Annotated in this window: 21 protein-coding genes and 2 pseudogenes; 14 read left to right on the top strand and 9 right to left on the bottom strand. The window is 64.7% G+C overall.

Going from position 1 to position 22,219, the window contains the following annotated elements:
- Positions 1 to 37: 37 nt before the first annotated feature.
- Entirely contained in the window at positions 38 to 838 is an 801-nt protein-coding gene (locus CXY78_RS17275) for a peptidylprolyl isomerase (protein ID WP_092340036.1), read from the bottom strand.
- Positions 839 to 944: 106 nt separating this feature from the next.
- Here CXY78_RS17275 and CXY78_RS17270 point away from each other — a divergent pair, with 106 nt between their 5' ends.
- The 11 genes from CXY78_RS17270 (at position 945) to aroB (ending at position 12,367) form a co-directional block, all read left to right on the top strand.
- On the top strand, positions 945 to 2,285 hold the full coding sequence (locus tag CXY78_RS17270) for a replication-associated recombination protein A (protein WP_092340037.1): 1,341 nt from the start codon (positions 945 to 947) through the stop codon (positions 2,283 to 2,285).
- A 342-nt stretch (positions 2,286 to 2,627) separates the two neighbouring features.
- Positions 2,628 to 3,257, top strand: coding sequence for a 30S ribosomal protein S4 (rpsD, locus tag CXY78_RS17265; RefSeq protein ID WP_092107727.1), 630 nt, complete (start codon positions 2,628 to 2,630; stop codon positions 3,255 to 3,257).
- Positions 3,258 to 3,354: 97 nt separating this feature from the next.
- Positions 3,355 to 3,726, top strand: coding sequence for a DUF948 domain-containing protein (locus CXY78_RS17260; protein ID WP_104090539.1), 372 nt, complete (start codon positions 3,355 to 3,357; stop codon positions 3,724 to 3,726).
- Between the two features lie 83 nt (positions 3,727 to 3,809).
- Positions 3,810 to 4,043: a hypothetical protein gene (locus tag CXY78_RS17255; RefSeq protein WP_092340039.1), complete on the top strand. Its 234-nt coding sequence runs from the start codon at positions 3,810 to 3,812 to the stop codon at positions 4,041 to 4,043.
- Between the two features lie 71 nt (positions 4,044 to 4,114).
- Complete coding sequence (alaS, locus tag CXY78_RS17250) at positions 4,115 to 6,769, top strand: alanine--tRNA ligase (RefSeq protein ID WP_092340040.1); 2,655 nt, start codon at positions 4,115 to 4,117, stop codon at positions 6,767 to 6,769.
- A gap of 2 nt (positions 6,770 to 6,771) precedes the next feature.
- Positions 6,772 to 7,242, top strand: a complete 471-nt coding sequence (gene ruvX / locus CXY78_RS17245; RefSeq protein ID WP_104090403.1) for a Holliday junction resolvase RuvX — start codon at positions 6,772 to 6,774, stop codon at positions 7,240 to 7,242.
- 2 nt (positions 7,243 to 7,244) lie between these two features.
- The gene (gene mltG, locus CXY78_RS17240; protein ID WP_233197313.1) at positions 7,245 to 8,627 is read left to right on the top strand and encodes an endolytic transglycosylase MltG; all 1,383 of its coding nucleotides are present in this window, start codon (positions 7,245 to 7,247) and stop codon (positions 8,625 to 8,627) included.
- Positions 8,620 to 9,513: a shikimate dehydrogenase gene (locus tag CXY78_RS17235; RefSeq protein ID WP_104090401.1), complete on the top strand. Its 894-nt coding sequence runs from the start codon at positions 8,620 to 8,622 to the stop codon at positions 9,511 to 9,513. Before mltG ends, CXY78_RS17235 begins: the two co-directional genes overlap by 8 nt.
- A gap of 5 nt (positions 9,514 to 9,518) precedes the next feature.
- Positions 9,519 to 10,727, top strand: coding sequence for a chorismate synthase (gene aroC / locus CXY78_RS17230; RefSeq protein WP_104090399.1), 1,209 nt, complete (start codon positions 9,519 to 9,521; stop codon positions 10,725 to 10,727).
- Between the two features lie 19 nt (positions 10,728 to 10,746).
- Entirely contained in the window at positions 10,747 to 11,268 is a 522-nt protein-coding gene (locus CXY78_RS17225) for a shikimate kinase (RefSeq protein ID WP_174777067.1), read from the top strand.
- Positions 11,261 to 12,367 carry a 3-dehydroquinate synthase gene (gene aroB, locus CXY78_RS17220; protein ID WP_369827337.1) on the top strand — a complete coding sequence of 369 codons (1,107 nt, stop codon included), beginning with the start codon at positions 11,261 to 11,263 and terminating at the stop codon, positions 12,365 to 12,367. The genes CXY78_RS17225 and aroB overlap by 8 nt, the downstream gene beginning before the upstream one ends.
- A gap of 104 nt (positions 12,368 to 12,471) precedes the next feature.
- Here aroB and CXY78_RS17215 read toward each other — a convergent pair.
- From CXY78_RS17215 to CXY78_RS17205, 3 genes and pseudogenes are all read right to left on the bottom strand, one after another.
- Positions 12,472 to 12,867, bottom strand: a pseudogene (locus CXY78_RS17215) (DUF779 domain-containing protein); the annotation flags it as partial.
- 115 nt (positions 12,868 to 12,982) lie between these two features.
- On the bottom strand, positions 12,983 to 14,506 hold the full coding sequence (locus CXY78_RS17210) for an aldehyde dehydrogenase family protein (RefSeq protein WP_092340045.1): 1,524 nt from the start codon (positions 14,504 to 14,506) through the stop codon (positions 12,983 to 12,985).
- Positions 14,507 to 14,903: 397 nt separating this feature from the next.
- Positions 14,904 to 16,298, bottom strand: coding sequence for a GAF domain-containing protein (locus tag CXY78_RS17205; protein ID WP_104090396.1), 1,395 nt, complete (start codon positions 16,296 to 16,298; stop codon positions 14,904 to 14,906).
- Positions 16,299 to 16,528: 230 nt separating this feature from the next.
- Between CXY78_RS17205 and CXY78_RS20840 the strand changes: the two genes are divergently transcribed.
- Positions 16,529 to 17,035: a hypothetical protein gene (locus CXY78_RS20840; RefSeq protein WP_134505309.1), complete on the top strand. Its 507-nt coding sequence runs from the start codon at positions 16,529 to 16,531 to the stop codon at positions 17,033 to 17,035.
- On the opposite strand, the pseudogene CXY78_RS22200 reads toward CXY78_RS20840, so the two are convergent.
- The 3 genes and pseudogenes from CXY78_RS22200 to CXY78_RS17190 form a co-directional block, all read right to left on the bottom strand.
- A pseudogene (locus tag CXY78_RS22200) lies at positions 16,922 to 17,568 on the bottom strand (Tn3 family transposase). The gene CXY78_RS20840 and the pseudogene CXY78_RS22200 overlap by 114 nt on opposite strands.
- Before the next feature lie 208 nt (positions 17,569 to 17,776).
- A complete protein-coding gene (locus CXY78_RS21105; protein WP_158252799.1) occupies positions 17,777 to 17,950 on the bottom strand; it encodes a hypothetical protein in 174 nt (57 codons plus the stop codon).
- Positions 17,928 to 18,518, bottom strand: coding sequence for a TetR/AcrR family transcriptional regulator (locus CXY78_RS17190; RefSeq protein WP_104090393.1), 591 nt, complete (start codon positions 18,516 to 18,518; stop codon positions 17,928 to 17,930). Before CXY78_RS17190 ends, CXY78_RS21105 begins: the two co-directional genes overlap by 23 nt.
- A 71-nt stretch (positions 18,519 to 18,589) precedes the next feature.
- Here CXY78_RS17190 and CXY78_RS17185 point away from each other — a divergent pair, with 71 nt between their 5' ends.
- Positions 18,590 to 18,946 carry a DsrE family protein gene (locus CXY78_RS17185; protein ID WP_092340050.1) on the top strand — a complete coding sequence of 119 codons (357 nt, stop codon included), beginning with the start codon at positions 18,590 to 18,592 and terminating at the stop codon, positions 18,944 to 18,946.
- Between the two features lie 43 nt (positions 18,947 to 18,989).
- Positions 18,990 to 19,283: a putative quinol monooxygenase gene (locus tag CXY78_RS17180; protein ID WP_092340051.1), complete on the top strand. Its 294-nt coding sequence runs from the start codon at positions 18,990 to 18,992 to the stop codon at positions 19,281 to 19,283.
- Positions 19,284 to 19,599: 316 nt separating this feature from the next.
- Here the strand turns inward: CXY78_RS17180 and CXY78_RS17175 are convergent, their stop codons facing one another.
- Complete coding sequence (locus CXY78_RS17175; protein WP_104090391.1) at positions 19,600 to 20,562, bottom strand: RimK family alpha-L-glutamate ligase; 963 nt, start codon at positions 20,560 to 20,562, stop codon at positions 19,600 to 19,602.
- 76 nt (positions 20,563 to 20,638) lie between these two features.
- Positions 20,639 to 22,216: an AbgT family transporter gene (locus CXY78_RS17170; protein ID WP_104090390.1), complete on the bottom strand. Its 1,578-nt coding sequence runs from the start codon at positions 22,214 to 22,216 to the stop codon at positions 20,639 to 20,641.
- Positions 22,217 to 22,219 lie beyond the last annotated feature (3 nt).

Genomic DNA, 22,219 nt, shown 5'->3' with positions numbered 1-22,219 from the left:
TAAGCCTATTGCAATAGCGCAGGGGTGACGATCGATCCTACTGAAGTGTTAAGCCCGTGATCGTCGTTGGCACCGTCGGGGCGCCGTCGCCGGAGCCGTCCGCGGTGCCGGCATCCGTGATCTGGGCCTTGAGCTCGTCCAGTCCGCTCGTGACGTGACCGAGCACGGTGTAGCCGCCGCCCGCGTCGGAGGAGATAGTCGTGTCGTCGTAGACCACGAAGAATTGGCTTCCCATGCTGTATCCGTTGCCGCCCTGGCGAGCCATGGCGAGGGTACCGGCCGGGTAGACGTTATCGGCCGGAGCGTTTTCGACCGGACCATAGCTGTAACCGGGACCGCCGGATCCGTCGCCGGCGGGATCGCCGCACTGCAGTACGAAGAAGCCGCCGTCGGTGAGGCGGTGGCAGCTCACGCCGGTATAGAACCCGCTCTGGGCGAGGCTGACCGTGGACGAGACGCCCTGGGGGGCGCGCGCGCCGTCCAGCTCGATGCCGAGGTTGACATCGTTGAGGCTCAGGGTGCCGGTCCAGGTGCGCCCCTCGGCGATAGTGCTTGCGGGCACGTCGCCGGTGTTGGCACCGGCCGCTGCCGTGGGCGTCGGCGTTGGACTGGACGTTGTAGCTGCCGTCGGCGCCGGGGTACCCGGGCCGCCAGCGAAGTAGAACACCTGGGCGATCACGATCAAGGTCAGCACCACGAGGAGTCCGCCACCGGCGATCAGGTTGTCCCGCACGCGCCGCTTCGTCTGGTGCTCGTGCACCGCCCGTCGGGCCTGGTAGGAACGAACACGTCCGCGCTCTTCACGTGCCGCACGCTCGAGCTTGTAATTCGAAGCCACTTGGAACCCCTCCAGGGCCGTCGGGGTTGGCGACGACCGGACAAAACGTGACCGTACGCCAACGCGGCCGACCTCGTAGAACTCTCTCACAAACTACGCTGGAGGAATGTCGGATGCTCAACAGGGTCTGCGGAGTGGCCAGGCCCCCCTCGCCGTACGAATGCGCCCGAAAACCCTGGACGAGGTGGCCGGCCAGCGTCATCTGCTCACCCCGGGGTCGCCCCTGGTTAGTCTGGCCAGCGACAAGACCGGGGAGCGCGGCAGCGTATCGGTCATTCTCTGGGGACCGCCCGGAACCGGCAAGACCACGCTCGCGCAGGCGATCGCGCACAGTTCCGGACGTCGTTTCGTCGAACTCTCTGCCGTGACGGCCGGCGTGCGCGACGTGCGACAGGTGATGGAAGACGCCCGAACCAACCGCGACCTCTACGGTCTCGCGACGGTGCTGTTTCTCGATGAGATCCACCGCTTCTCCAAGGCCCAGCAAGACACCCTGCTGCCAGGGGTCGAGAACGGCGTCGTCATCCTGGTCGCCGCGACGACCGAAAATCCGTCGTTTTCGATCATTTCGCCCCTGCTGTCTCGTTCTCTGCTGCTCACCCTCGAAGTTCTCAGCGACGACGACCTTGGCATCGTCGTCGATCGTGCCGTCACGGATGCGCGCGGGTTGGCCGACCGGTTCGAACTCGAGTCAGAGGCCCGCGGCGCGATCATTCGCCTGGCCTCCGGGGATGCGCGGCGGGCGCTGACGGCGCTGGAGGCGGCATCCGTTTCGGCGGAATCGACGCTCGAACCCGGCGCGACCGGCAAGCCCGTCATCACGACCGACATCGTCTCGCTCGCCGTTGATCGTGCGCTGCTGCGCTATGACCGCAATGGCGACGAGCACTACGACGTGATCAGCGCGTTCATCAAATCGGTGCGCGGCAGTGACGTCGACGCCGCGCTGCACTATCTGGCGCGCATGATCGAGGCCGGCGAAGACCCGCGCTACATCTGTCGCCGCATCATCGTCCTCGCCTCCGAAGACATCGGCATGGCCGACCCGCAATCGCTCCTCATCGCCGTCGCCGCCGCCGATGCCGTCGCGCTGATCGGCATGCCCGAAGGTCGTATTCCGCTCGCCCAGGCCGTTGTGCACCTCGCGACGGCCCCCAAGTCGAACGCGGCCTACATGGCGCTCGATGCTGCCATAGCGGATGTCCGCGCCGGCAAGATGGGCCGCGTGCCCAAGGGCATGCGCGACGCGCACTACCCGGGCGCCAAACGCCTCGGCCACGGCAAAGGCTACGTCTATCCGCACAACGACCCCCTCGGTGTCGTCGCTCAGCAATACCCGCCGACCGAACTGAAAACCACCCAGTATTACGTGCCGACCGAGCACGGGCACGAGCGCGACATCCACGCTCGTCTCCTGAAAATCCGCCGCATAGTCCGCAACGAATAGATTCGTGACTCAGCTCTGAACTTGCGGCGGCGGGGGATTCTCCGCGGGGTTGCGAGTTTCGCGGAGTGTCCTGCGCACCCGCGATGTTTGAGCGAGGAGCGGATGATCCCTCGACGACGCCCGCCTCGGGAACGCGAGGCGAAGCATCCGCTCTGTGCTAATCTTGACTCTGCCTACAACTGGTTTCGGCATGCGGCTGCGTCCGTTTCCAGTTTGGAGGGGTTTCGTTCTGTAGCCGAACGTCCCATGGCACCCAATCCTCTGATCTCCCATGACGTTTGTGCTGTAGAAACACGCACTCGCCCTGGTATCCCTGTTATTGAGTCCGATTGAAAGGAAACCGTGTCTACCAAGTCACGTACCCGCAGTAAAACTCGCCTCTCGCGCGCCCTGGGCATTGCCCTCACGCCGAAGGCAGCCCGCTTCCTTGAGAAGCGCCCCTATGCACCCGGTGAGCACGGCCGCACCAAGCGCAAGACCGATTCGGACTATGCCGTTCGTCTGCGCGAAAAGCAGCGCTTACGCGCCCAGTACGGCATCCGCGAAGCCCAGCTCAAGATTGCCTTCGAGCAGGCTCGTCGTCGTCAGGGACTGACCGGTGAGAACCTCGTCGAGATCCTCGAGACGCGTCTCGACGCCCTCCTCGTGCGTTCGGCCATCGCCCGCACCACCGCTCAGGCGCGCCAGATGATCGTGCACCGTCACATCCTCGTCGACGGAGAGCTCGTCGACCGGCCCTCCTTCCGCGTGAAGCCGGGCCAGCTCATGCACGTCAAGGCTCGCAGCGAGGGCATGGAGCCCTTCCAGGTTGCAGCAGCCGGCGGCCACGTCGACCTGCTTCCCAAGCTCCCGCCGTACCTCGAGGTAGAGCTCGACAAGCTGCAGGCACGCCTCGTGCGCGCCCCGAAGCGCATCGAGATCCCCGTGACCTGTGAAGTTCAGCTCGTCGTGGAGTACTACGCAGCTCGCTAGTCCAACCGGTACGCTGAAGGGCGGATCACCTCAGGGTGATCCGCCCTTTTTGTATACCCGGGCTCCGCAGGGGCCCCTCGAACTGAGTGGAGTCACCGTGTCAGGTGGAGATATTGCCGGCCTCATCGCTGCCGGCGTGTTCGCGATTCTGGTCGCTGTCATCGCTATTCCCTTGGTCAAACTGGGCCGCGTGTTCGATGAGACCACCGCCGCCATCCATGAACTCAGCGAGGGAATCACCCCGATGCTGACCGAGACGACCGAGACCATCCGTTCTACCAACCAGCAACTGGCCAGGGTCGACACCATCACGAGCAACGTAGCGGATGTCACCGGCAACGTCTCGGCGCTGGTCGCGTTGTTCGCGGCCACGGTCGGCGGGCCGTTGATCAAGCTCGCCGGTTTCTCAGCCGGCGTCCGGGCGGCCTTTCGCGCCGGGCGGCCGCGGCCTCGGCGTAATCGGGGTTGACCGGCTACTCTGGAGACGGCGCTGATATTCTCGCGCCCGACTTATCGATAGCTACGGCTAGACCAGATTCAGGGAGAAGTGCCATGAAGAACGTCATCTGGTTGGTCATCGGCGTGGCCGCGGGCTTCGTGGTGGCCCACGAGGTCAACAAGACCCAGCAGGGCAAGCAGTTCTTCACGGAACTTGATACCAAGGCCCGCGAGTTCGGCGAGGCCATCTCGGAGGGCTACCGCCAGCGCGAGGCCGAGCTGCACGCCGCGCTCGGCGACGTCGCCGCTGATGCCGCGGGTGACGCACCGGCGGCCAGCGCGCCGTAGGCATCCGCTCGACTCAGGCATACCGTTTCACCGCACCACCACATTCATGCACGACAAAAGCTACGGACACCATGCAGACTGCTGACATTCGCGGGCGCTGGCTCGACTTCTTCGCCGATCGTGGACACACCGTTGTGCCGTCCGCGTCACTGGTGAGCGACGACCCCACCCTTCTCTTCACCGTGGCCGGCATGGTGCCGTTTGTGCCGTACCTCACCGGGCTCGTTCCGGCGCCGTACCCGCGCGCCACGAGTGTGCAAAAATGTATCCGTACCAACGACATCGAAGAGGTCGGAAAGACCCCGCGGCACGGCACTTTCTTTCAGATGAACGGCAACTTCAGCTTTGGCGATTACTTCAAGGAAGAAGCCATCGGCTTCGCCTGGGAGCTGCTGACCACGCCGGAGAACCAGGGCGGTTACGGCTTTCGCGAAAGCGACCTGTGGGTCACCATCTACCTCGACGACGACGAGGCCTACCGCTACTGGCGGGCCATTGGCGTGCCGGACAATCGCATCCAGCGCCTCGGTATGGAATCCAACTACTGGTCCACGGGCCAGCCAGGCCCGGCCGGCCCCTGTTCGGAGATCTTCTTCGACCGCGGCCCCGCCTACGGCGCCGACGGCGGCCCGGCCACCGACGACGACCGGTACGTCGAAATCTGGAACCTCGTCTTTATGCAGTACCTGCGCGGCGAAAGCACCGGCAAGAGCGATTTCAAGATTCTCGGCGACCTGCCGAAGAAGAACATCGACACCGGCATGGGCTTGGAGCGCGTTGCGTTCCTCAAACAGGGCGTCGAGAACATGTATGAGATCGACCAGGTTCGCCCGGTGCTCGATCGTGCCGCCGCCCTGTCTGGCCGCCGTTACGGCGCCGACCACGACGACGACGTGCGCATGCGCATCGTCGCCGACCACGTACGCTCCTCCCTCATGCTGATGAGCGACGGCGTCATGCCGTCCAACGAGGGCCGCGGCTATATCCTCCGCCGCCTGCTGCGTCGCAGCGTGCGCGCCATGCGCCTGCTCGGCGTCGACACGGTGAGCCTGCCCGAACTGCTGCCTGCCTCCCGCGACGCGATGAGCGCAGCCTACCCCGAGGTCAAAAGCGACTTCGGGCGCATCAGCCAGGCCGCGTTTGCCGAGGAAGAAACCTTCTTGCGCACCCTCGCGAGCGGTAGCGCCGTGCTCGACCTGGCCGTGGCGAAGACTAAGAAGGCCAACAAGACTGAGCTCGCCGGCCCGACTGCGTTCCTGCTGCACGACACCTACGGGTTCCCGATCGAGATCACCCTCGAGATCGCCGAAGAAGCCGGCCTCAGCGTCAATCGGGACGCCTTCGACGTGCTCATGACCAAGCAGCGCACCATGGCCAAGGCCGACGCGAAGTCCAAGAAGACAACTCTGGCCGACCTGGGTGTTTATAGCGCCTTCCGCGCCCTCGGTGAGACGGTTTTCACCGGGTATGACGACCTGCAGAATGAGTCGAGCGTGCTCGGCCTCATCGTGGACGGTGAGTCCGTCACGAGCGCGGTTGCCGGTGAAACCGCCGAAGTCATCCTCGCCGAGACGGCCCTCTGGGCCGAATCCGGCGGGCAGGAAGCGGATGCCGGCCTCATCGTTGGTCCCGGCTACGAGCTCAAGGTGCTCGACGTGCAAAAGCCGGTCAAGGGTCTGATCAGCCACAAGGTGCTCGTGCAGTCCGGCGAGGTCGGTGTCGGCGACAGCGCCACAAGCGTGGTCGACGAGAGTTGGCGTCGCGGCGCCCGCCAGGCGCACTCCGGTACCCACGTTCTGCATGCCGCCCTGCGCCAGGTTCTCGGCCCGAACGCGCACCAGTCCGGCTCGTACAACAAAGCCGGGTTCTTTCGCCTCGACTTCTCCTGGAACCAGGCGTTGTCACTGGCGACCCGAACCGAGATCGAAGAAATCTCCAACAACGCCATCCGCGACAACCTGCCGGTGACCACGCGAGAATTGCCCCTCGCCGAGGCGAAGGCGCTCGGTGCCATGGCACTGTTCGGCGAAAAGTACGGCGATGTCGTGCGCGTCGTCGACATCGGCGGCCCCTGGTCGCGCGAACTCTGCGCCGGCACCCACGTCTCCAGCAGTGCCGAGATCGGCATGATCAACCTGATCAGCGAGGCCTCGGTCGGTTCGGCGAACCGCCGCGTCGAATCCCTCGTCGGACTCGAAGCGTTCCGTGATCTCGCCGCCGAACGCACCCTCGTGTCGCAGCTCACTTCGAGCCTGAAGACGCCGCGCGACCAGCTGCCCGAGCGCATCAGCGACCTCGTGACGAGCCTCAGGGCGGCCGAGAAGAAGATCGCCGCCTTCGAAGCCCGCGCGCTGACCGACCGAGTGCCCGCACTGTTGGCAACGGCTCGCCGGGTCGGCGCAGTGACCGTTGTCGCCGAAGACCTCGGTGTGCTCGGTTCTCCCGACGACGTTCGGATGCTGGCCCTAGCCACGCGGGAACGTCTCGGTACCGACGCGGTCGTCGTGGCGCTCTCGGCGATCGCCGCCGACAAGCCCGTCGTGATCGTCGCCACCAACCAGGCCGCTCGCGATGCCGGGCACAAGGCCGGTGCCCTCGCCAAGACTGTTGCCGGAATTCTCGGCGGTGGTGGTGGTGGCAAGGACGACCTCGCCCAGGGCGGTGGCCCCAACGGCGACGCCATCCCGGCTGCGCTGCAGGCCGTCGTCGCCGCGATCAGCCGCTAACGATGCGCTCCGGAGTTCGGGTCGGCGTCGACGTCGGGAAGGTGCGGATCGGGCTGGCCCGCAGTGATAACCACGGCATGCTCGCCACACCGGTCGAAACCGTTGCCCGCGACCAGGCCGGTCTGACCGATCTCGCGCGCATTCGCGCCGTAGTGCAGGAGTTTGACGCCGTCGAGGTCATCGTGGGCCTGCCGCTGGCCCTGTCGGGAAACGTGACCGCTTCAACCGACGACGCGATCGATTTCGCCGACCGGCTCGCCCGAACCTTCAAGGTGCCGGTGCGCCTGGTCGACGAGCGACTCTCTACCGTGTCAGCACAGTCGGCGCTACGGGCATCCGGTCGCTCAGCCAAAACACAAAGGCCAGTGATTGATCAGGTGGCCGCGACTATCATTCTGCAACACGCGCTCGACAGTGAGCGTGCCTCGGGGCGGCCGCCAGGGTCGCCCGTCGAACTGACCGAGAGGCCGTAACCGTGCCGAGTTCCACCCCGGAAGAGCCGCTACCGAGCCGCCGTCAGTTGCGCGCGCAACAGGCCGCGGCGGAGCAGGCAGCCGCGCAGCAGCCAGCAACCGAACAGGCGGCCACTGGCGAGATCCAGGCCGTACCGCCCCGTTCCGCCGTCGCCCCGGAGGCACCGCTACTCTCGCGACTTTCCCGCGAAGCAGTTGTGCCCGCGGGCGCCGCCACCGACTTCCTGACGGCGAACGAGAGCAATGATTCCGGCCGCGATCGTGCCAAGCGTCGTTCGCTGCTCGCTGACGAACCGCCGCGAGAAAAGCGCAGCCATAAGGGTGCCTGGGGCTGCCTGATCGTCTTCGTTGTGCTGGCAGCCCTCGTGGTCGGAGCGTACCTCTTTCTCCAGGGGCCCATCTCGCAAATCATCGCGGCCACGCAGGGGCCCGCCGATTTCACCGCCGAGGAAGCCGCCACCGGTAAGGACATTATCGTGATGATCCACGACGGTGACGGCGGCTCGGAGATTACCAATACCCTCGTCGACCAGGGCGTGGTGAAAAGCTTCGACGCGTTCTACGCGATTCTGCTGCAGACCAAACCCGAACCCGTCTTCCAGCCCGGCGCCTACCAGCTGAAAACGAAAATGGTGGCGAGCACGGCCCTCGACGCCCTGCTCGACGACGGCACGAGGCTGAGCGAGACCGTGGTGGTGCCCGAGGGCACCGCAACCGTCGACGTCTTGCAGTCGATCTCCGAGGGAACCGATATTCCCCTCGCCGATCTGCAAGCCGCAGCAGCGAACGTCGCCTCGTTCGGGCTCCCCCCCGAGGCAACCATCCTCGAAGGATTCCTCTTTCCCGCCACGTACACGTTCTCGCCGGGCGACACCGCACAGGTGGCCCTTCAGGCGATGGTGAACCGGCAGTTCGAGGCCCTCGACACAGCTGGGGTCGCGGTCGCAGACCGTTGGTCGACCATCGTGTTCGCCTCACTCATTCAGCGAGAGGCGGGCCTGCGCGACGACTACTACAAGGTGTCGCGGGTCTTCCTCAACCGGCTGGACCCGACCCAGTGGGAAAGCGGCCTGCTGCAGTCCGACGCGACCGTCGCCTACGGCACCGGAAACACCCATCTCGTCACCACGACCAACGCCGAACGCGCGGATGCCGGCAATCTCTACAACACGTACGTGCATCCCGGCATGGTCGTCGGCCCCATCTCGAACCCGGGCGACCTCGCCATTGACGCCGCCCTGCACCCGGTTGACGGTCCCTGGTTGTTCTTCGTGACCGTCAACCTCGATACCGGCGAGACGGTGTTCTCCACCACCGTGGCAGAACACGACGCCGCGGTCGTCGTTTGGCAGAACTGGATGAGGGAGCACCCCGAATATGGATAGCCTCAGCTCGAACCGCCTCGCGGTGCTTGGCTCGCCGATCAAGCATTCCCGTTCGCCGCTGCTGCACCGGGCCGCCTACCGTCAGTTGGGCCTCGATTGGTCTTACGATGCGGTCGAGGTGAAGGCCGGCTCCCTGGCCATGTTCCTGAGCGAAGTCGGGCCGGAATGGCGCGGTCTGTCACTGACTATGCCGCTCAAGCAGGAGGTTCTGCCGTTCATCGACGACTGCGATCGGGTGGCCCAGCTGACCGGATCGGTCAACACCGTGCTGCTGCGCCGGGTCGAGGGACGCGGCACGCTGAGTGGCTACAACACGGACGTTGCGGGGCTGGTGCGTGCCCTTGCCGAGAGTGGAGTCACCCGCGCGGCGCACGTGACCCTGCTCGGAGCCGGCGCGACAGCGGCATCCGCTCTGATGGCGGCAGCCGAACTCGGCGCTGAATTCGTCACGGTCCTCATGCGGGATGCGGTCAAGGCGCAGCCGCTGATCGAGCTCGGCCGGACACTTGGCGTGGTCGTTGACCTGCAGGATTTCGGCGGCGTCACCCGGGTCGACAGCGACGTCGTGATCAGCACCCTGCCCGGGGGGACCGTGCTCCCGACGCCACTGCCGCTCGAACTGCGTGAACGGGCCGTCTTGTTCGACGTCGCCTATTCACCGTGGCCGAGCGGAGTCGCCTCGTCCTGGCAGGCCGCTGGGGGCACGGTGCTGAACGGGCTCGGGATGCTTCTGCACCAGGCCCTCATCCAGGTACGGGTGTTCGTCACCGCCGACCCGTTTGAACCGTTACCCGACGAGCCGGCAGTGCTGGCGGCCATGCGCGGCGCGCTGACCCGCGACCCTGGTCCCAGCGACGCCGGCCCCCACCTTGCTGTGGAAAGATAGGAAGCATGCTTCGTTGGCTCACTGCCGGAGAATCTCACGGCCCCGAACTCATCGCCATTGTCGAGGGTTTGCCCGCTGGAATCCCGGTCACCCTTGATTCGATCCGTCTCGATCTGGCGCGCCGCAAGCTCGGCTACGGCCGCGGCGCCCGCATGAAATTTGAAGAGGACGAGCTCACCCTCTCGGGTGGCGTGCGCCACGGCGTCACCCTCGGCGGACCGGTCGCGCTGCGCATCGGCAACTCGGAATGGCCCAAATGGGTCGATGTGATGAGCGCCGCACCGGTAGATCCGGCCACGCTCGCCCGCGGCCGCGGCGCGCCCCTGACCCGACCCCGGCCCGGACATGCTGACCTGGCCGGCATGCAGAAGTACGGCTTCGATGAAGCCCGCCCGGTGCTGGAGCGCGCGAGCGCCCGCGAGACCGCCGCTCGGGTGGCGCTCGGCGCCGTCGCGCGGTCGTTCTTGAACGAGCTGGGAATCCAGCTGGTCAGCCATACCATCGCCATCGGCCCGGTGCGGGTGCCCGACGGCACGCCGCTGCCGCAGCCGGGCGACGTCGATGCCCTCGACGCCGACCCGCTGCGCTGTTTCGACGCCGCGACATCCGCTTTGATGGTGGCTGAAGTGGATGCCGCGCATCAGGACGGCGACACCCTCGGCGGCGTGGTCGAGGTGCTCGCCTACAACCTTCCCCCCGGCCTCGGCTCCTTCGTGCACTGGGATCGACGCTTGGATTCCCAGCTCGCCGCTGCCCTCATGGGCATTCAGGCGATCAAGGGCGTCGAGGTCGGCGACGGCTTCGAAACCACCCGCCGCCGCGGCTCGGCCGCCCACGACGAACTCGTGCAGGCGGATGGTGCCATTCAGCGCGTTAGCGACAAGGCTGGTGGCACAGAGGGCGGCATGAGCACCGGCACGGTGCTGCGCGTTCGCGCCGGCATGAAGCCGATCGCCACGATTCCCCGGGCACTGCGCACGGTCGACGTCGCCACGGGCGAGCCGGCACCGGCTCATCATCAACGCTCCGACGTCTGTGCGGTCCCGGCAGCCGGCGTTGTCGCCGAGGCCATGGTGGCGCTCGTGCTCGCGAACTCGGTTCTGGAGAAGTTCGGCGGTGACTCGATCGGCGAGACCCGGCGCAACCTCGAGTCCTACCTGGCCAACATTCCGGCCAACCTGCGCACGGGCGCGTCGAGCGACGCAACGCTGTGACGACTCTTCGGCTGTTTCGATGCTGACCCAGCGCAACTCGTTGCTGCCGATCGTTTTCATCGGGCCGATGGCCGCCGGAAAAACCAAGATCGGTCGCCGGGTTGCCCGCGGCCTGAACGTACCCTTCATCGACACCGATAAACGCATCGTGGAGAGCTACGGTCCGATTCCGGAGATTTTCGCTCGCGAGGGCGAAGAGTATTTTCGCATCATCGAGCGTGAAGCTGTGGACTGGGCGCTCGGCGAGCCGGCCATCGTGTCGCTCGGCGGGGGAGCAGTGCTGAACGTCGACACCCAGGCGGATCTCGACGACGCGACTGTCGTCTACCTGAGCGTTACCCGTGCTGCCGTGCAGGCACGTCTCGGCGGTAGCAAAAGGCCGCTCCTGACCGGTGGTATCGCCGACTGGGAACGCATCTACAACCTGCGCCGCCCCACCTATGAGGCCCTCGCGACGATTCACCTGGACACCTCCAACCGACCGATCAGCGGCATTGCCGACGAAATCGTGAATTGGGTACAAGAAAGAAATGATGAGTGAGATTTCAATGATGACCGAACAGAGCCGCACCACAGTGATCACCGTAACCGGCGTTGACAGCTATCCGGTCAGTGTGGGGCGTGGCCTCGTCACTACCGTCGCCGATCAGCTGGGCAGCGGCGTCAACAAGGTTCTCATCGTGCACACCTCCACCGTCGGAGCCCGGGCTGTCGCCCTGCGCGACAACCTGCTCGAGACCTATTCCGAAGTGCTGCTCGCTGAGATTCCCGACGCCGAGGCCGCCAAGCGGGTCGAGGTCGCCGCGTTCTGCTGGGGCGTCATGGGCCAATCCGACTTCAGCCGCACCGATGCCGTAATCGGCCTCGGCGGCGGCGCCGTCACTGACCTCGCCGGGTTCGTCGCGGCCACCTGGCTGCGCGGCGTGAAACTCGTTCAGATTCCCACGAGCGTGCTCGGGATGGTCGACGCGGCCGTCGGCGGCAAGAACGGCATCAACACCGCCGAGGGCAAGAACCTCGTCGGCACCTTCTATGCGCCCGCCGCCGTGCTCTGCGACCTCGACCTGCTCGATGCCCTGCCGAAGAATGAGATCCTCGCCGGCTTCGCCGAGATCGTGAAGGCCGGGTTCATTCAGGTTCCCGAGATTCTCGACATCATCGAAGCGGATGTCGACCGCGCCACCGACCCGACCACCCCCGAATTTCGCCGCCTGATCGAACTGTCGATCGCCATGAAGGCACGAATCGTGGGGGAGGACTTCAAGGAGGCCGGCCTGCGCGAGATCCTCAACTACGGGCACACTCTCGGGCACGCGGTCGAGCACGCCGAACGGTACGGCTGGCGCCACGGTGCTGCCGTCGCGGTCGGCATGATGTTCGCGGCCGAGCTCGCCGCTCTGAGTGGCCGTCTCTCGGTCGAGATCGTCGACCGGCACCGCAACATCCTCGAATCTCTGACCCTGCCGACCGTCTACCCGGTGGGCCGCTGGCCCACCCTGCTCGCCACGATGCAGCGCGACAAAAAGACCCGCAGCGGCATGCTGCGCTTTGTCGTGCTCGACGACGTGGGCAAGCCCACCATTCTCGAGGGCCCCGACGCGTCGCTGCTGTTCAGCGCGTACCAGGCCATAGGTCAGTAGATACCGCGTCAGGCGGGACTGCGGGCCGGGGCGAGCGGGACTACGGCATCCGCTTCGACCGTCTCGGCGGAGTCAGCCGGAGCGGCGAATGGGGTCATCGTGGTCATCAGCTTGGAGCGGATGAGAAAGCGCACGCCGCGCGGAGCCTCGGCACTGAACCCGCTGCCACGGCCCGGCACGACGTCGACGGTGAGGAAGGTGTGGCTCCAATAGTTGAACTGCTCGGCCGACATCCAGAAGTCGAGCGGCTGAGCGGGCCCACCGGCCGGGGCCAGGTCGAACTGGCCGAGGCGTACGTCCTGGTCGCTGGTGATGAACTCCCCGGCCATGAACAGCATGGGCGAACTGCCGTCGCAGCATCCGCCGGACTGGTGGAACATGAGCGGACCGTGCTCCTCCCACAGGCTGCGGAGCAGATCGACCGCGACCGGGGTGAGCTCGACGCGGGGGACGGTTTCGCCGGCGATCGTGACCGACGCGGTTATCGTAGGTGTCGACATTGACGGACCTTTCTACAGAAGAAACGATGAAAAAGGGGCTGCCTACGACGTTACGTCGTTGGCAGCCCCCGGGCCAGACCTACAGTGAACTCATCCGCTGGTACCGAGGTGCGGTTTAGAAGAAGCCGAGCTTGTTCTCTGAGTAGGACACCAGCAGATTCTTGGTCTGCTGGTAGTGCCCGAGCGCGAGCTTGTTGTTCTCGCGGCCGATTCCCGAGCTCTTGTAACCGCCGAACGCGGCGCCAGCCGGGTAGGCGTGATAGTTGTTCACCCAGACACGGCCGGCCTGGATGTCGCGACCCGCCCGGTACGCGACGTTGCCGTTGCGCGACCAGACACCGGCGCCGAGACCATAGATGGTGTCGTTGGCGATCGAGATGGCGTCGTCGTAGTCGGTGAAGCTCGTCACGGCAAGCACCGGTCCGAAGATCTCCTCCTGGAACAGACGCATCTTGTTGTGGCCCTCGAAGATGGTCGGCTGCACGTAGTAGCCGTCGGTGAGGTCGCCGCCGAGGTCGGCACGTTCGCCGCCGAGGGCGAGCTTGGCACCCTCCTTGGTGCCGATGTCGATGTAGGAGAGGATCTTCTCGAGCTGGTCGTTGCTGGCCTGCGCGCCCATCTGGGTGTCGGTGTCGAGCGGGTTGCCCTGGATGATCTTCTTGGCCCGGGTGACGGCGTCGCCGAGGAAGCTGTCGTAGATCGGCTTCTGCAACAGCGCGCGGCTCGGGGCCGTGCAGACCTCGCCCTGATTGAAGGCGAAGAGCACGAAGCCTTCCTGCGCCTTGTCGTAGAAGGCGTCCTTCTCCTGGGCTACGTCGCTGAAGAAGATATTCGGGCTCTTGCCGCCCAACTCAACGGTCGAGGGGATGATGTTGGCCGACGCGTACTGCAAAATGAGGCGGCCGGTCGTGGTCTCACCGGTGAAGGCGATCTTGCGGATGCGGTTGCTCGAGGCGAGCGGCTTGCCCGCTTCGAGGCCGAAGCCGTTGACGACGTTGACCACCCCAGGGGGGAGGATATCGCCGATGAGCTCCATCAGCACCAGGATCGAGACCGGGGTCTGCTCGGCGGGCTTCAGCACGATCGCGTTGCCGGCGGCGAGGGCCGGGGCGAGCTTCCAGACGGCCATCAGAATGGGGAAGTTCCACGGGATTATCTGGCCGACGACGCCGAGCGGCTCGTGGAACTGGTACGAGACGGTGTCGCCGTCGAGCTGGGCGTGGTCGCCGTCCTGGGCGCGGATCGCCGAGGCGAAGTAGCGGAAGTGGTCGGCGGCGAGGGGAATATCGGCGTTGATCGTCTCGCGGACGGCCTTGCCGTTGTCCCAGGTCTCCGCGACGGCGAGCATTTCGGTGTTGGCGTCGATCAGGTCGGCGATCTTGTTGAGCACGGCAGCGCGCTCGGTGGGGCTGGTCTTGCCCCAGGCCGGTGCGGCCTTGTGGGCGGCGTCGAGGGCCAGTTCGATGTCTTCAGCGGTGCCGCGAGCGACTTCGGCGAACGGCTTGCCGGTGACGGGGGTGATGTCCTCGAAGTACTGACCCTTGACCGGGGCGACCCATTCGCCGCCGATCCAGTTCTCGTACCGAGACTTGAAAGTAACTTTGGAGCCGGGTGTTCCTGGGACTGAATAGACGGTCATGTCACTCCTATTTCGACGACGATGTCGGTCCGCGTTCTGCGGTGTTTCCAGAGTAGGAGTGCCAACGTTGCAAAAGGTTGCGAGGCTTCGACGGTCGCGGCCACACGCAAACGCGCGATGAAGCGACCAGCGGATGCCCGGCATCCGCTCTAGAAGAAGCCCAGCGCGTTCTCGTAGTACGACACGAGCGATCCAGTTCTCGTAGCGTGGCTTGAAGGTGACGTGGCTTCCGGGTGTTCCGGGCGCTGCGTAAATGGTCATGTGACTCCTTGGGCGATAGATCTGGCGACTGCATCGTCGACTGCTGTGCGACGACCGTGTCAGATGAGGCCGCGTGAACACGTCAGAGTGACGGGCCGCGACTCGTGCCTTCAACGCTAAAAGCGAGCGCGTTGCGTTACCGTTGCGAAGTATTGCGCAGGGCGCCCAGCTCGTCGTCGATGCGCTTCAACCGGGCGACGACCGTGGCGCGTTTGGGGGAGCGGGCCGGCAGCAGCTCCAGGCAGGCACGCCAGACCTCGGAGTCGTAGGTGGTTTCCTCTGACCGGGCATATTCGAGGAGCAGGTCGACCGAGGCATCGGTCAGCATCGCCTCACGCAGGCGGGCGCTGACCTCGGTGCGAATGTCGATGATCCCGGGGGAGAGCGAGTTGGGCAGAACCGGTCCGCGGTAGGCGGCGAGGGCCACCCGGTGGGCGCCGCGTTCCAGGAATGCCAGCACCCGTTGGGCGTCCAGCTCCACCGGGAACTGCATCCGGTAGGGACGAGATCCGATGACGACCGGCGGGCTGACCTGCTCCAAGACCTTGCGTACCCGCACCATCTCGGCGCGCAGGGTATCGACGCTGTTGTTCTGGCCGCTGCCGGTCTGGTCGCTGAGCAGAAAAGCCAGTCGGTCGGCGGAGAGTCCTTCGCGGTGCCAGGCGAGCAGGGTGAGAATTTCGGCGTGCCGCGGGCTGACATCGATGGCCATTCCGCCGCTCTCGAGGTGGCCGTAGTCGCTGCCGAGCACGCCGAACCCCACGGGCACCAGGTTGCGGCCCGGGGCCGGGAGCAGGGCGATGCTGGAGCGGCGGGGCGCGCGCGCATCCGTTCGGTCGGACGCAATCGTGCGGTGGCCGTCGAGGCGCTGGATGCGTAGTTCCGCCTCCATGGCGGCGACGGCCGCCTCGACGAGGGGGAGTGTCTGCGGCGCGACCGCCTGGTCGCCGCCCGTGATGTCGATCACGCCCAGGATCTTGCCGGTGTCCGGGTCGTGAATGGGCACGGCGGTGCAACTCCACGGGTGGGCGAGGGCGTTGAAGTGTTCGGCCCGCCGAATCTGAATGCCCCGGTCGAGGGCGAGGGCGGTGCCGGGGGCGCTGGTTCCGACCCGTTGCTCCGACCAGTCGGCCCCCTCGACGAACAGCATTTCCTCGACCTGGCGGCGCAGCACCCGGTCCCCGTCGATCCAGAGCAGTCGGCCGGACTCATCGCCGATCGCCACCAGCAACTCGGCGTCGAGGGCGTGGCGAATGAGCAGGTTGTGCACGACCGGCAACACCGCGGCAAGCGGATGCTGGTTGCGGAGGTCCCGTAGTTCGACGTCGGTCAGTGCCCGCTCGGGTGCCACGCTGCCGGGGTCGAGGCTGAGCGAGAGCGAACGTTGCCAGGAATCCTGCACGAGCTTGCGAACGCCGGTCTGGAAGACCCGGTCTGTGACGGCAGATTCGTGGGCCCGTTCCAGGGCGACCAGGCTTTCCCGCGCGGGGCCGGAGGGAACCGACGACGTACTCTTCAAGCCGTGTCCCATCAGCGTTCCTTCCGATCAGCATTGGTCGGGCGACGAGGCCGCGGCCACCGTAGGAATTTCAGTCTAGGGGTACCGTCCCGGCGATCGGCCAGAGTGCGGGGCATCCTCTCATCATTCGTAGAGCTTCTGCTGCCCGATGTAGTCACCAAAGTCTCCGTAAAACCGTACAAAAGCCGAACAGTTGCACGAGGAGGCAAAATATTCGCCGAACTTCCGCGGTTAATCGTTCGGTGACCGACCGGAGATACCGCGTCACTAAACTGGCCGCCGAGTTCGACCTGACAACATTCGATTGCGGCGAGCCGGCTTACAACCAGTGGCTGAGCGAGCATGCCCGCACGGCCGTCGAATCAGGTTCCAGCATGGTCTATCTGCTGCTGGAACGGATGCGCGCTGGCATCGGTGAGCGCGTCGTCCGCTACTACGCGATCTGTCCCACCATGGTGGTGCGGTCTGACCTGCCCAGGCCGTTTCAGCGAGGTGTTCTGCGTTGGGCGCCCGCGTGGCTGCTCGCCCAGCAGGCCATGGACCAGTCCCTTCGCGGGGATGTAACCGGTAAGTGGGGAGCCCAGCTTCTGCGCGAGGCGCTCCGGAGCATCATCGACAGCCCACGACGGTGGTGGTCAGATAATCGTGGTCGATGCCGACAACGCGGGTCTGGTCCGTTGGTACTCGCGCCAGGCACGGCCCAGCGGGGTTGGCCGGCCGCCTCCTTGCAAGACACGAAGAAGCTCTGACGCTTGCACTGTGCCTGTGGCCAGGCTTCCCGCGACACGCAGCAGATCATCCCAGTGGGTGGTGATCAGGTCGGTGTTTTTCTGATTTCGGGCAGGGCCATTCAAGGGACCGTAGTTCGCAGTTCGGTCGGTGCGCCAGAAGCGGGCCGAACCGATGTCGGCAAGGAGCGGGCTGAATTGGTATCCGAGGAGACGGAAGAGGCCGAACTCTTGGTCGGAGTAGCCGGCAGTGTCGGTCATCAACTCGGTGGGTTGGAGCGTTGTTTGCTGCTCGAGGAGACCGTCGAGGACGTAGAGCCTGTCGCGGGGCGTACCGGGGACGACGATGGCGTGGAAGCCGGCAAATTGTTCGGAGACGAAGTTGAGGAGGTGATTCCTCTGCCGGCGCCGAAATATCGAGGGTTGGACCCGGCGTTGAGGGTTCGGACGGGGACGACAAACCGGAGCCCGTCGGCTGAGGCAACGTCCCCAGTACCCCGAGCCTTGGCAAGCGGTACCCGGCTTTGTGCGTCCACGAACCGGGCGTGCAACATCGTCTCGAGCCCGTTACCCGGCCAAGCGTTGCGGCACTGAACCGCGCCCGATTGTCCTGGGCAGATCAGAACTACATCCGAAGCGACACGTTCACCGCGTTCACCGCGGTCAACGCCTCAGCGAGCAGAACGGCGCAGATGCTCACATCAAGATCATCGGCACGTGCTCGCCTTCAGAGCTGTGGGTAAATTCGGTGAGGAAACTGGATCAGCCGGCGACGTCGAGGAGTAGTTCGGGCAGATCTATGCGAGGCAGACGTTCTTGGATGAGGGTGTGAAGTGTTGTCAGGCTGGGTGGTTCGTCGAGCTTGTCGAGCGCAGTCAAAATGGGGCGGTCTCGCCGCCCGTAGACACCGTCTTTATCGGCTTTGTTGCGAGTCATCCGGGTTGTGAGCGTCGACGAGTTCTTGTGCCATGGTGCTCGCTTCGCGGACGAGAACAGCGTCGCGTCCGACTTTCGCTGCTGTGATGGCGGCGTCGTAGAGCAAGACCAGTCGGGATACTGCTGTGGACGTAGTGTCTGCACCGATGAGGTTGGCCAGGTGTGTGCGAACGACGGCGCGGTAGCGTTTGGCGACTGTGCGTACTGCCGCGCATTCCGGTAGTTCAATCACGGCGTTGGTGAATGGGCAGCCGTGGAACGTGTTCAATTCAACTGAGCGGGCGAGGGCCTCAAATAGTGCTGAGATCCGCTCCCGGCGTGGCGAAAGCGGATTGTCCAGAGCGTGAGCGTTTCCAATCCAGCCGTCTAGTTCCTGTTCCAGGTAGGCCACGACAAGAGCTTCTTTGTTGGCGAAGTTGTTATAGAGACTGGCTTTGGCGACGCCCGCGTTACGCACAACGAGATCGATTCCCGTTGCATTGATGCCGTGTTCGTGGAATAGGTGGCCTGCCGACGCGAGTAGGCGCGCCTTGGCGCTTACTATCGGGGTGATGGTCGACGAATGCATGCCTTGATATTACCAGACTGATCGGTATACTCAGTAGTAGCCAGATCGGTCTAACTAGGAGGTAAATATTTATGTCTGATTCCAAGATCGCCGTCGTCATTTATGAGCCCATCGGCTCCGACAGTTCACGCGTCTATCGCGGTCTCAAGACTGCCCTAGAATTTAAGGACGCCGGTGATGACGTCGTCGTCGTTTTTGACGGGTCGGGCGTTGAATCCCTCGCCGCCATCTCAGACCCCAAGCACAAGATGAATCCCCTCGCCGTCGCCCTGCACGACAACATCCGGGGCGCCTGTGCATTCTGCGTCGCATCCCACGGGGTTACCGACGCTGTCGACGCTGGCGGGTGGCCGCTGTTGGCTGAGTACAAGGGCGAAGCAAGTATCCGTTCTCTCGTGGTCGAGGGCTACCAGATCCTCAACTTCTAAGCACCACGTCCGACCTTTCACTTTTATATGAATTGGAGTTTTCATGGCCCTGACAGTTCTTCTTGACCTTCGCCTGAAATCGGAAGCCGTTCTCGCTGCGCCGGCCATGCTGCGAGACATCCTTACTGGGACCCGAGCATTTAAGGGGTGTCTGGGTGTTGACGTGTTGCTTGATTGCGACGATCCCGCCCACATGATTTTGCTGGAGCGGTGGGCGTCGGCCGACGCTGACGCGGCCTATCGTCAGTGGCGCGGGGGCGCGGGTGCGACCGAACTGGGCTCATTGCTAGCCAGCGCCCCGCAGGTCTCAGTGTTTGAGACTGCCAGCGACATCTGACTGAGCACTACGGCGCGCACCCGAGGTCATGTTCACGTCCTCGGGTGCGCGCTGTGGGTGTGTTCCCGGTTATAGAACCGCGCCGGGTAAGCCGCCTGCACTTGGTGCTATTGCGGGTCAGCCCCACACACAACATGCAGGGAGCAGGCCATGTATCAAGCAGTCTGAAATGAGGTCGCGCTGGCAGAGTTAAATGAAACCATCCTGGTTGATACCACCGTTATATCGGTAGTTCCAACCACCACGTGAACCGCCTTGGGCCAACGTACAGGTTTATCCGTTTCGTGAGCTGGTCCCGGGGCCGGCGCCAGGTATTTTAGGCTGCGAGCTTTTTGAGGTACCGTGCCAGGGCTCGTGGAGCCGAACGAGGGGCCTCGGCCTCGACGAGCGCGTTGTAGTTCGTGTTGGTATTCACGTCGTAAGTGAGCACTCGACCGTCTTCGGCCTCGATGAACTCGATACCGCAGACTTCCAACCCGTTCCGCCGCGCAAACTCGAGGTATTTGTCGATGATTGAGTGGTCGAAGTCATCGCGCACACTGAAGAGTTGCTGACCGGCTACGGGTGCGATGGTGGCGCCGGGAGGCATGATCAACTCGCGCGTGATCGGGTCGATGGCGCAGGCATCCGCTGGGCAGAGCTGGAAGCCGCCCCGCGCGGTATCAGCCTTGACCGCGTAGATGAACTCGCCGCCGACGATCTCGACCCGGGTGATGAAGGGTTCCTTGGCCTGGATGTATTCCTGAATGAGTGTGATGCCGTCCTGCGGCTCCTCGAACTCGTCGGAGGCAACATACTCGGCGAGCTCGTCCTGGCTGTCGAACTTGCGCACCCCCAAGCCCTTGCCGCCTTGATTGTGCTTGGTCATGAACGGGGCGGCAAAGCCCTGCGCCGCGGCGAGAATTTGCTCACGGCCCACCGCCGCTACGGTGCGCGGGGTGTCAATTCCGGCGGCCTTGAGCGCGACCAACTGCTCGACCTTACTCATCTCAAGCTCGAGCACGCGCCGGCCATTCACCGTGCGGCGGCCGTGGGCCTCGAGCCAGGCCAGTACGGCGCGCGCGTAGTCTTTCGACATTCCGTGGTCGCGGGTGTGAGCGGATGCGCTGATGCGCGACCAGAAGATTCCCTCCGGCGGCACCGAATCCAGGTCGAGAACCCCGTCGGTGAGCAGCCATTCCTTTACCTCCATACCCTCTGCTTCAAACGCCCGGGCGAACGGTGGAAACCACGCGGGGTTCTCGTGCAGGGCATAGATCGTGGGCAGGCTGGAAGTCATGAAAATCCTTTCGGTTGCACTGGAGATAAGAGGGTGATGTCGCGCACTATTCCGCGCGGCCTAACGGCGACTTCCATTAGGGAATGAGGATCCCGTTGCCGGGACCCATCGGCAGGTCGAAGAAGTAGAACACACTCAGCACCCCCACCCAGGCGAGCCAGAACGTAACCGCGAAGGGCAGCATGCGGGCGATCATAGTGCCGAGCCCCGCCCGCGGCTCGTACTTGCGCAGCATCGTGAGTAGCACGATCATGTACGGGTTGAGCGGTGTCAGCACCTGGGTGGCCGAATCTCCCACCCGGAAGGCGCCCTGGATAAACGCGGGTTCGTAGCCAAGGAGCACGAACAGCGGAACGAAAACGGCGGCCATCAGCGTCCACATCGCCGAGCCTGAAATGATGAAGAGGTTCAGTAGCGAGGCGAGCAGCACGAAGCTGACCACGGCCGGAAATCCGGTGAGACCGATGGACTCAAGGCCGCTGGCCCCCGTCACGGCGAGCCAACTCCCGATTCCGGAAAAATTGAACAGGGCAATGAACTGGCCGAGGATGAACGCGAGCACGAGGAATCCGCTCATGTCCTTGATAGCTTGCCCCATCACGCGGGGCACGTCACTGCCCCTGGCGATGGTACCGGTGATCTTGCCGTATACCAGACCCGGAATCACAAACATGGCGAAGACGATGAACACGATCGAACTCAGCAGGGGCGAGCGCGGCAGAAACTCGCCGTCTTCGTTGCGCCACGGAGATTCCGGCAGGAGCACGCCGACCAGAATCACCGCAGCGACCACGGCACCAGCCACGAACGACCAGAACAGGCCACGGTTCTCGGCGTCCGTGAGCCGGGCGTTCATCGCGGCGGGAACCAACACGGCGTCGTCGTCGTCGTCGACGATCTCCTGGCGCGCAATCCCCTGCCGACCCAGACGCGGTTCCAGGATCTTGTCGATAATGAAGCCGGCGACGGCGATGAGCACGAGCGAGGAAACCACATTGAAGAAATAGTTCGACACCGGGGTAACGGCGGAACCGGCGTTGGGCAGGTTCTGCGTGACAGACGTGGTGATTCCGGCGAACAGCGCGTCGAGGCTCGTCACGAACAGCGAGGTCGAATAGCCGGCGCCCACGGCGGCGAACCCGCCGAGCAGCCCAGCCACCGGGTGCCGCCCGGCTGCCTTGAATACCAGGGCGGCCAGCGGGGGGATGACCACGAAGGCCGCATCAGACATGATCGATCCAACGACCCCCACGAACGCCACGGCATAGGGCAGTGACCAGCGCGGCGCCGATCCGAAGGTCTTGCGGATCAGCGCCGCGAGCAGGCCCGACTTCTCGGCCACACCGACCGCGAGCAGGATGGGCAGCACCGTCGCGAGCGGCGGGAAGCCCAGGTAGTTGACCCCGATATTCTGGGTGAACCAGGTGAGCCCCTCCGCAGTGAAGAAGCCCTTGACCACCGTGACTTCGTCGGTTCCGGGCAGTTGCACCGTGACATTCGCCCACGCCATCGCGGTCGACGCGACCGCCGTGATGCCAAAGAGCAGGAGGAAGAGCATGAACGGGTCTGGCAGTTTGTTGCCGACGCGTTCGATTCCGCCGAGAAAACGATCGATTAGGGCGCTACGCCGGGTTAGGGACGGTTGTGAAGACATGGG

Origin of the sequence: Cryobacterium sp. N19 (assembly GCF_002929595.1) — a bacterium.
GTDB lineage: Bacteria > Actinomycetota > Actinomycetes > Actinomycetales > Microbacteriaceae > Cryobacterium > Cryobacterium flavum.
The sequence above is the reverse complement of the archived record's forward strand: the minus strand, read 5'-3'. Positions and strand labels throughout refer to the sequence as shown.

Bases quoted from the DNA above. Each gene is read 5' to 3' on its own strand.
- aroC (WP_104090399.1), top strand. From the start codon at position 9,519: ATGCTTCGTTGGCTCACTGCCGGAGAATCTCACGGCCCCGAACTCATC.
- CXY78_RS17170 (WP_104090390.1), bottom strand. From the start codon at position 22,216: ATGTCTTCACAACCGTCCCTAACCCGGCGTAGCGCCCTAATCGATCGT.
- CXY78_RS21105 (WP_158252799.1), bottom strand. From the start codon at position 17,950: ATGACTCGCAACAAAGCCGATAAAGACGGTGTCTACGGGCGGCGAGAC.
- CXY78_RS17255 (WP_092340039.1), top strand. From the start codon at position 3,810: ATGAAGAACGTCATCTGGTTGGTCATCGGCGTGGCCGCGGGCTTCGTG.
- CXY78_RS17190 (WP_104090393.1), bottom strand. From the start codon at position 18,518: ATGCATTCGTCGACCATCACCCCGATAGTAAGCGCCAAGGCGCGCCTA.
- CXY78_RS17175 (WP_104090391.1), bottom strand. From the start codon at position 20,562: ATGACTTCCAGCCTGCCCACGATCTATGCCCTGCACGAGAACCCCGCG.
- CXY78_RS17225 (WP_174777067.1), top strand. From the start codon at position 10,747: ATGCTGACCCAGCGCAACTCGTTGCTGCCGATCGTTTTCATCGGGCCG.
- CXY78_RS17270 (WP_092340037.1), top strand. From the start codon at position 945: ATGTCGGATGCTCAACAGGGTCTGCGGAGTGGCCAGGCCCCCCTCGCC.
- CXY78_RS17180 (WP_092340051.1), top strand. From the start codon at position 18,990: ATGGCCCTGACAGTTCTTCTTGACCTTCGCCTGAAATCGGAAGCCGTT.
- CXY78_RS17235 (WP_104090401.1), top strand. From the start codon at position 8,620: ATGGATAGCCTCAGCTCGAACCGCCTCGCGGTGCTTGGCTCGCCGATC.
- alaS (WP_092340040.1), top strand. From the start codon at position 4,115: ATGCAGACTGCTGACATTCGCGGGCGCTGGCTCGACTTCTTCGCCGAT.
- CXY78_RS17210 (WP_092340045.1), bottom strand. From the start codon at position 14,506: ATGACCGTCTATTCAGTCCCAGGAACACCCGGCTCCAAAGTTACTTTC.
- aroB (WP_369827337.1), top strand. From the start codon at position 11,261: ATGAGTGAGATTTCAATGATGACCGAACAGAGCCGCACCACAGTGATC.
- CXY78_RS17205 (WP_104090396.1), bottom strand. From the start codon at position 16,298: ATGGGACACGGCTTGAAGAGTACGTCGTCGGTTCCCTCCGGCCCCGCG.
- ruvX (WP_104090403.1), top strand. From the start codon at position 6,772: ATGCGCTCCGGAGTTCGGGTCGGCGTCGACGTCGGGAAGGTGCGGATC.
- CXY78_RS17185 (WP_092340050.1), top strand. From the start codon at position 18,590: ATGTCTGATTCCAAGATCGCCGTCGTCATTTATGAGCCCATCGGCTCC.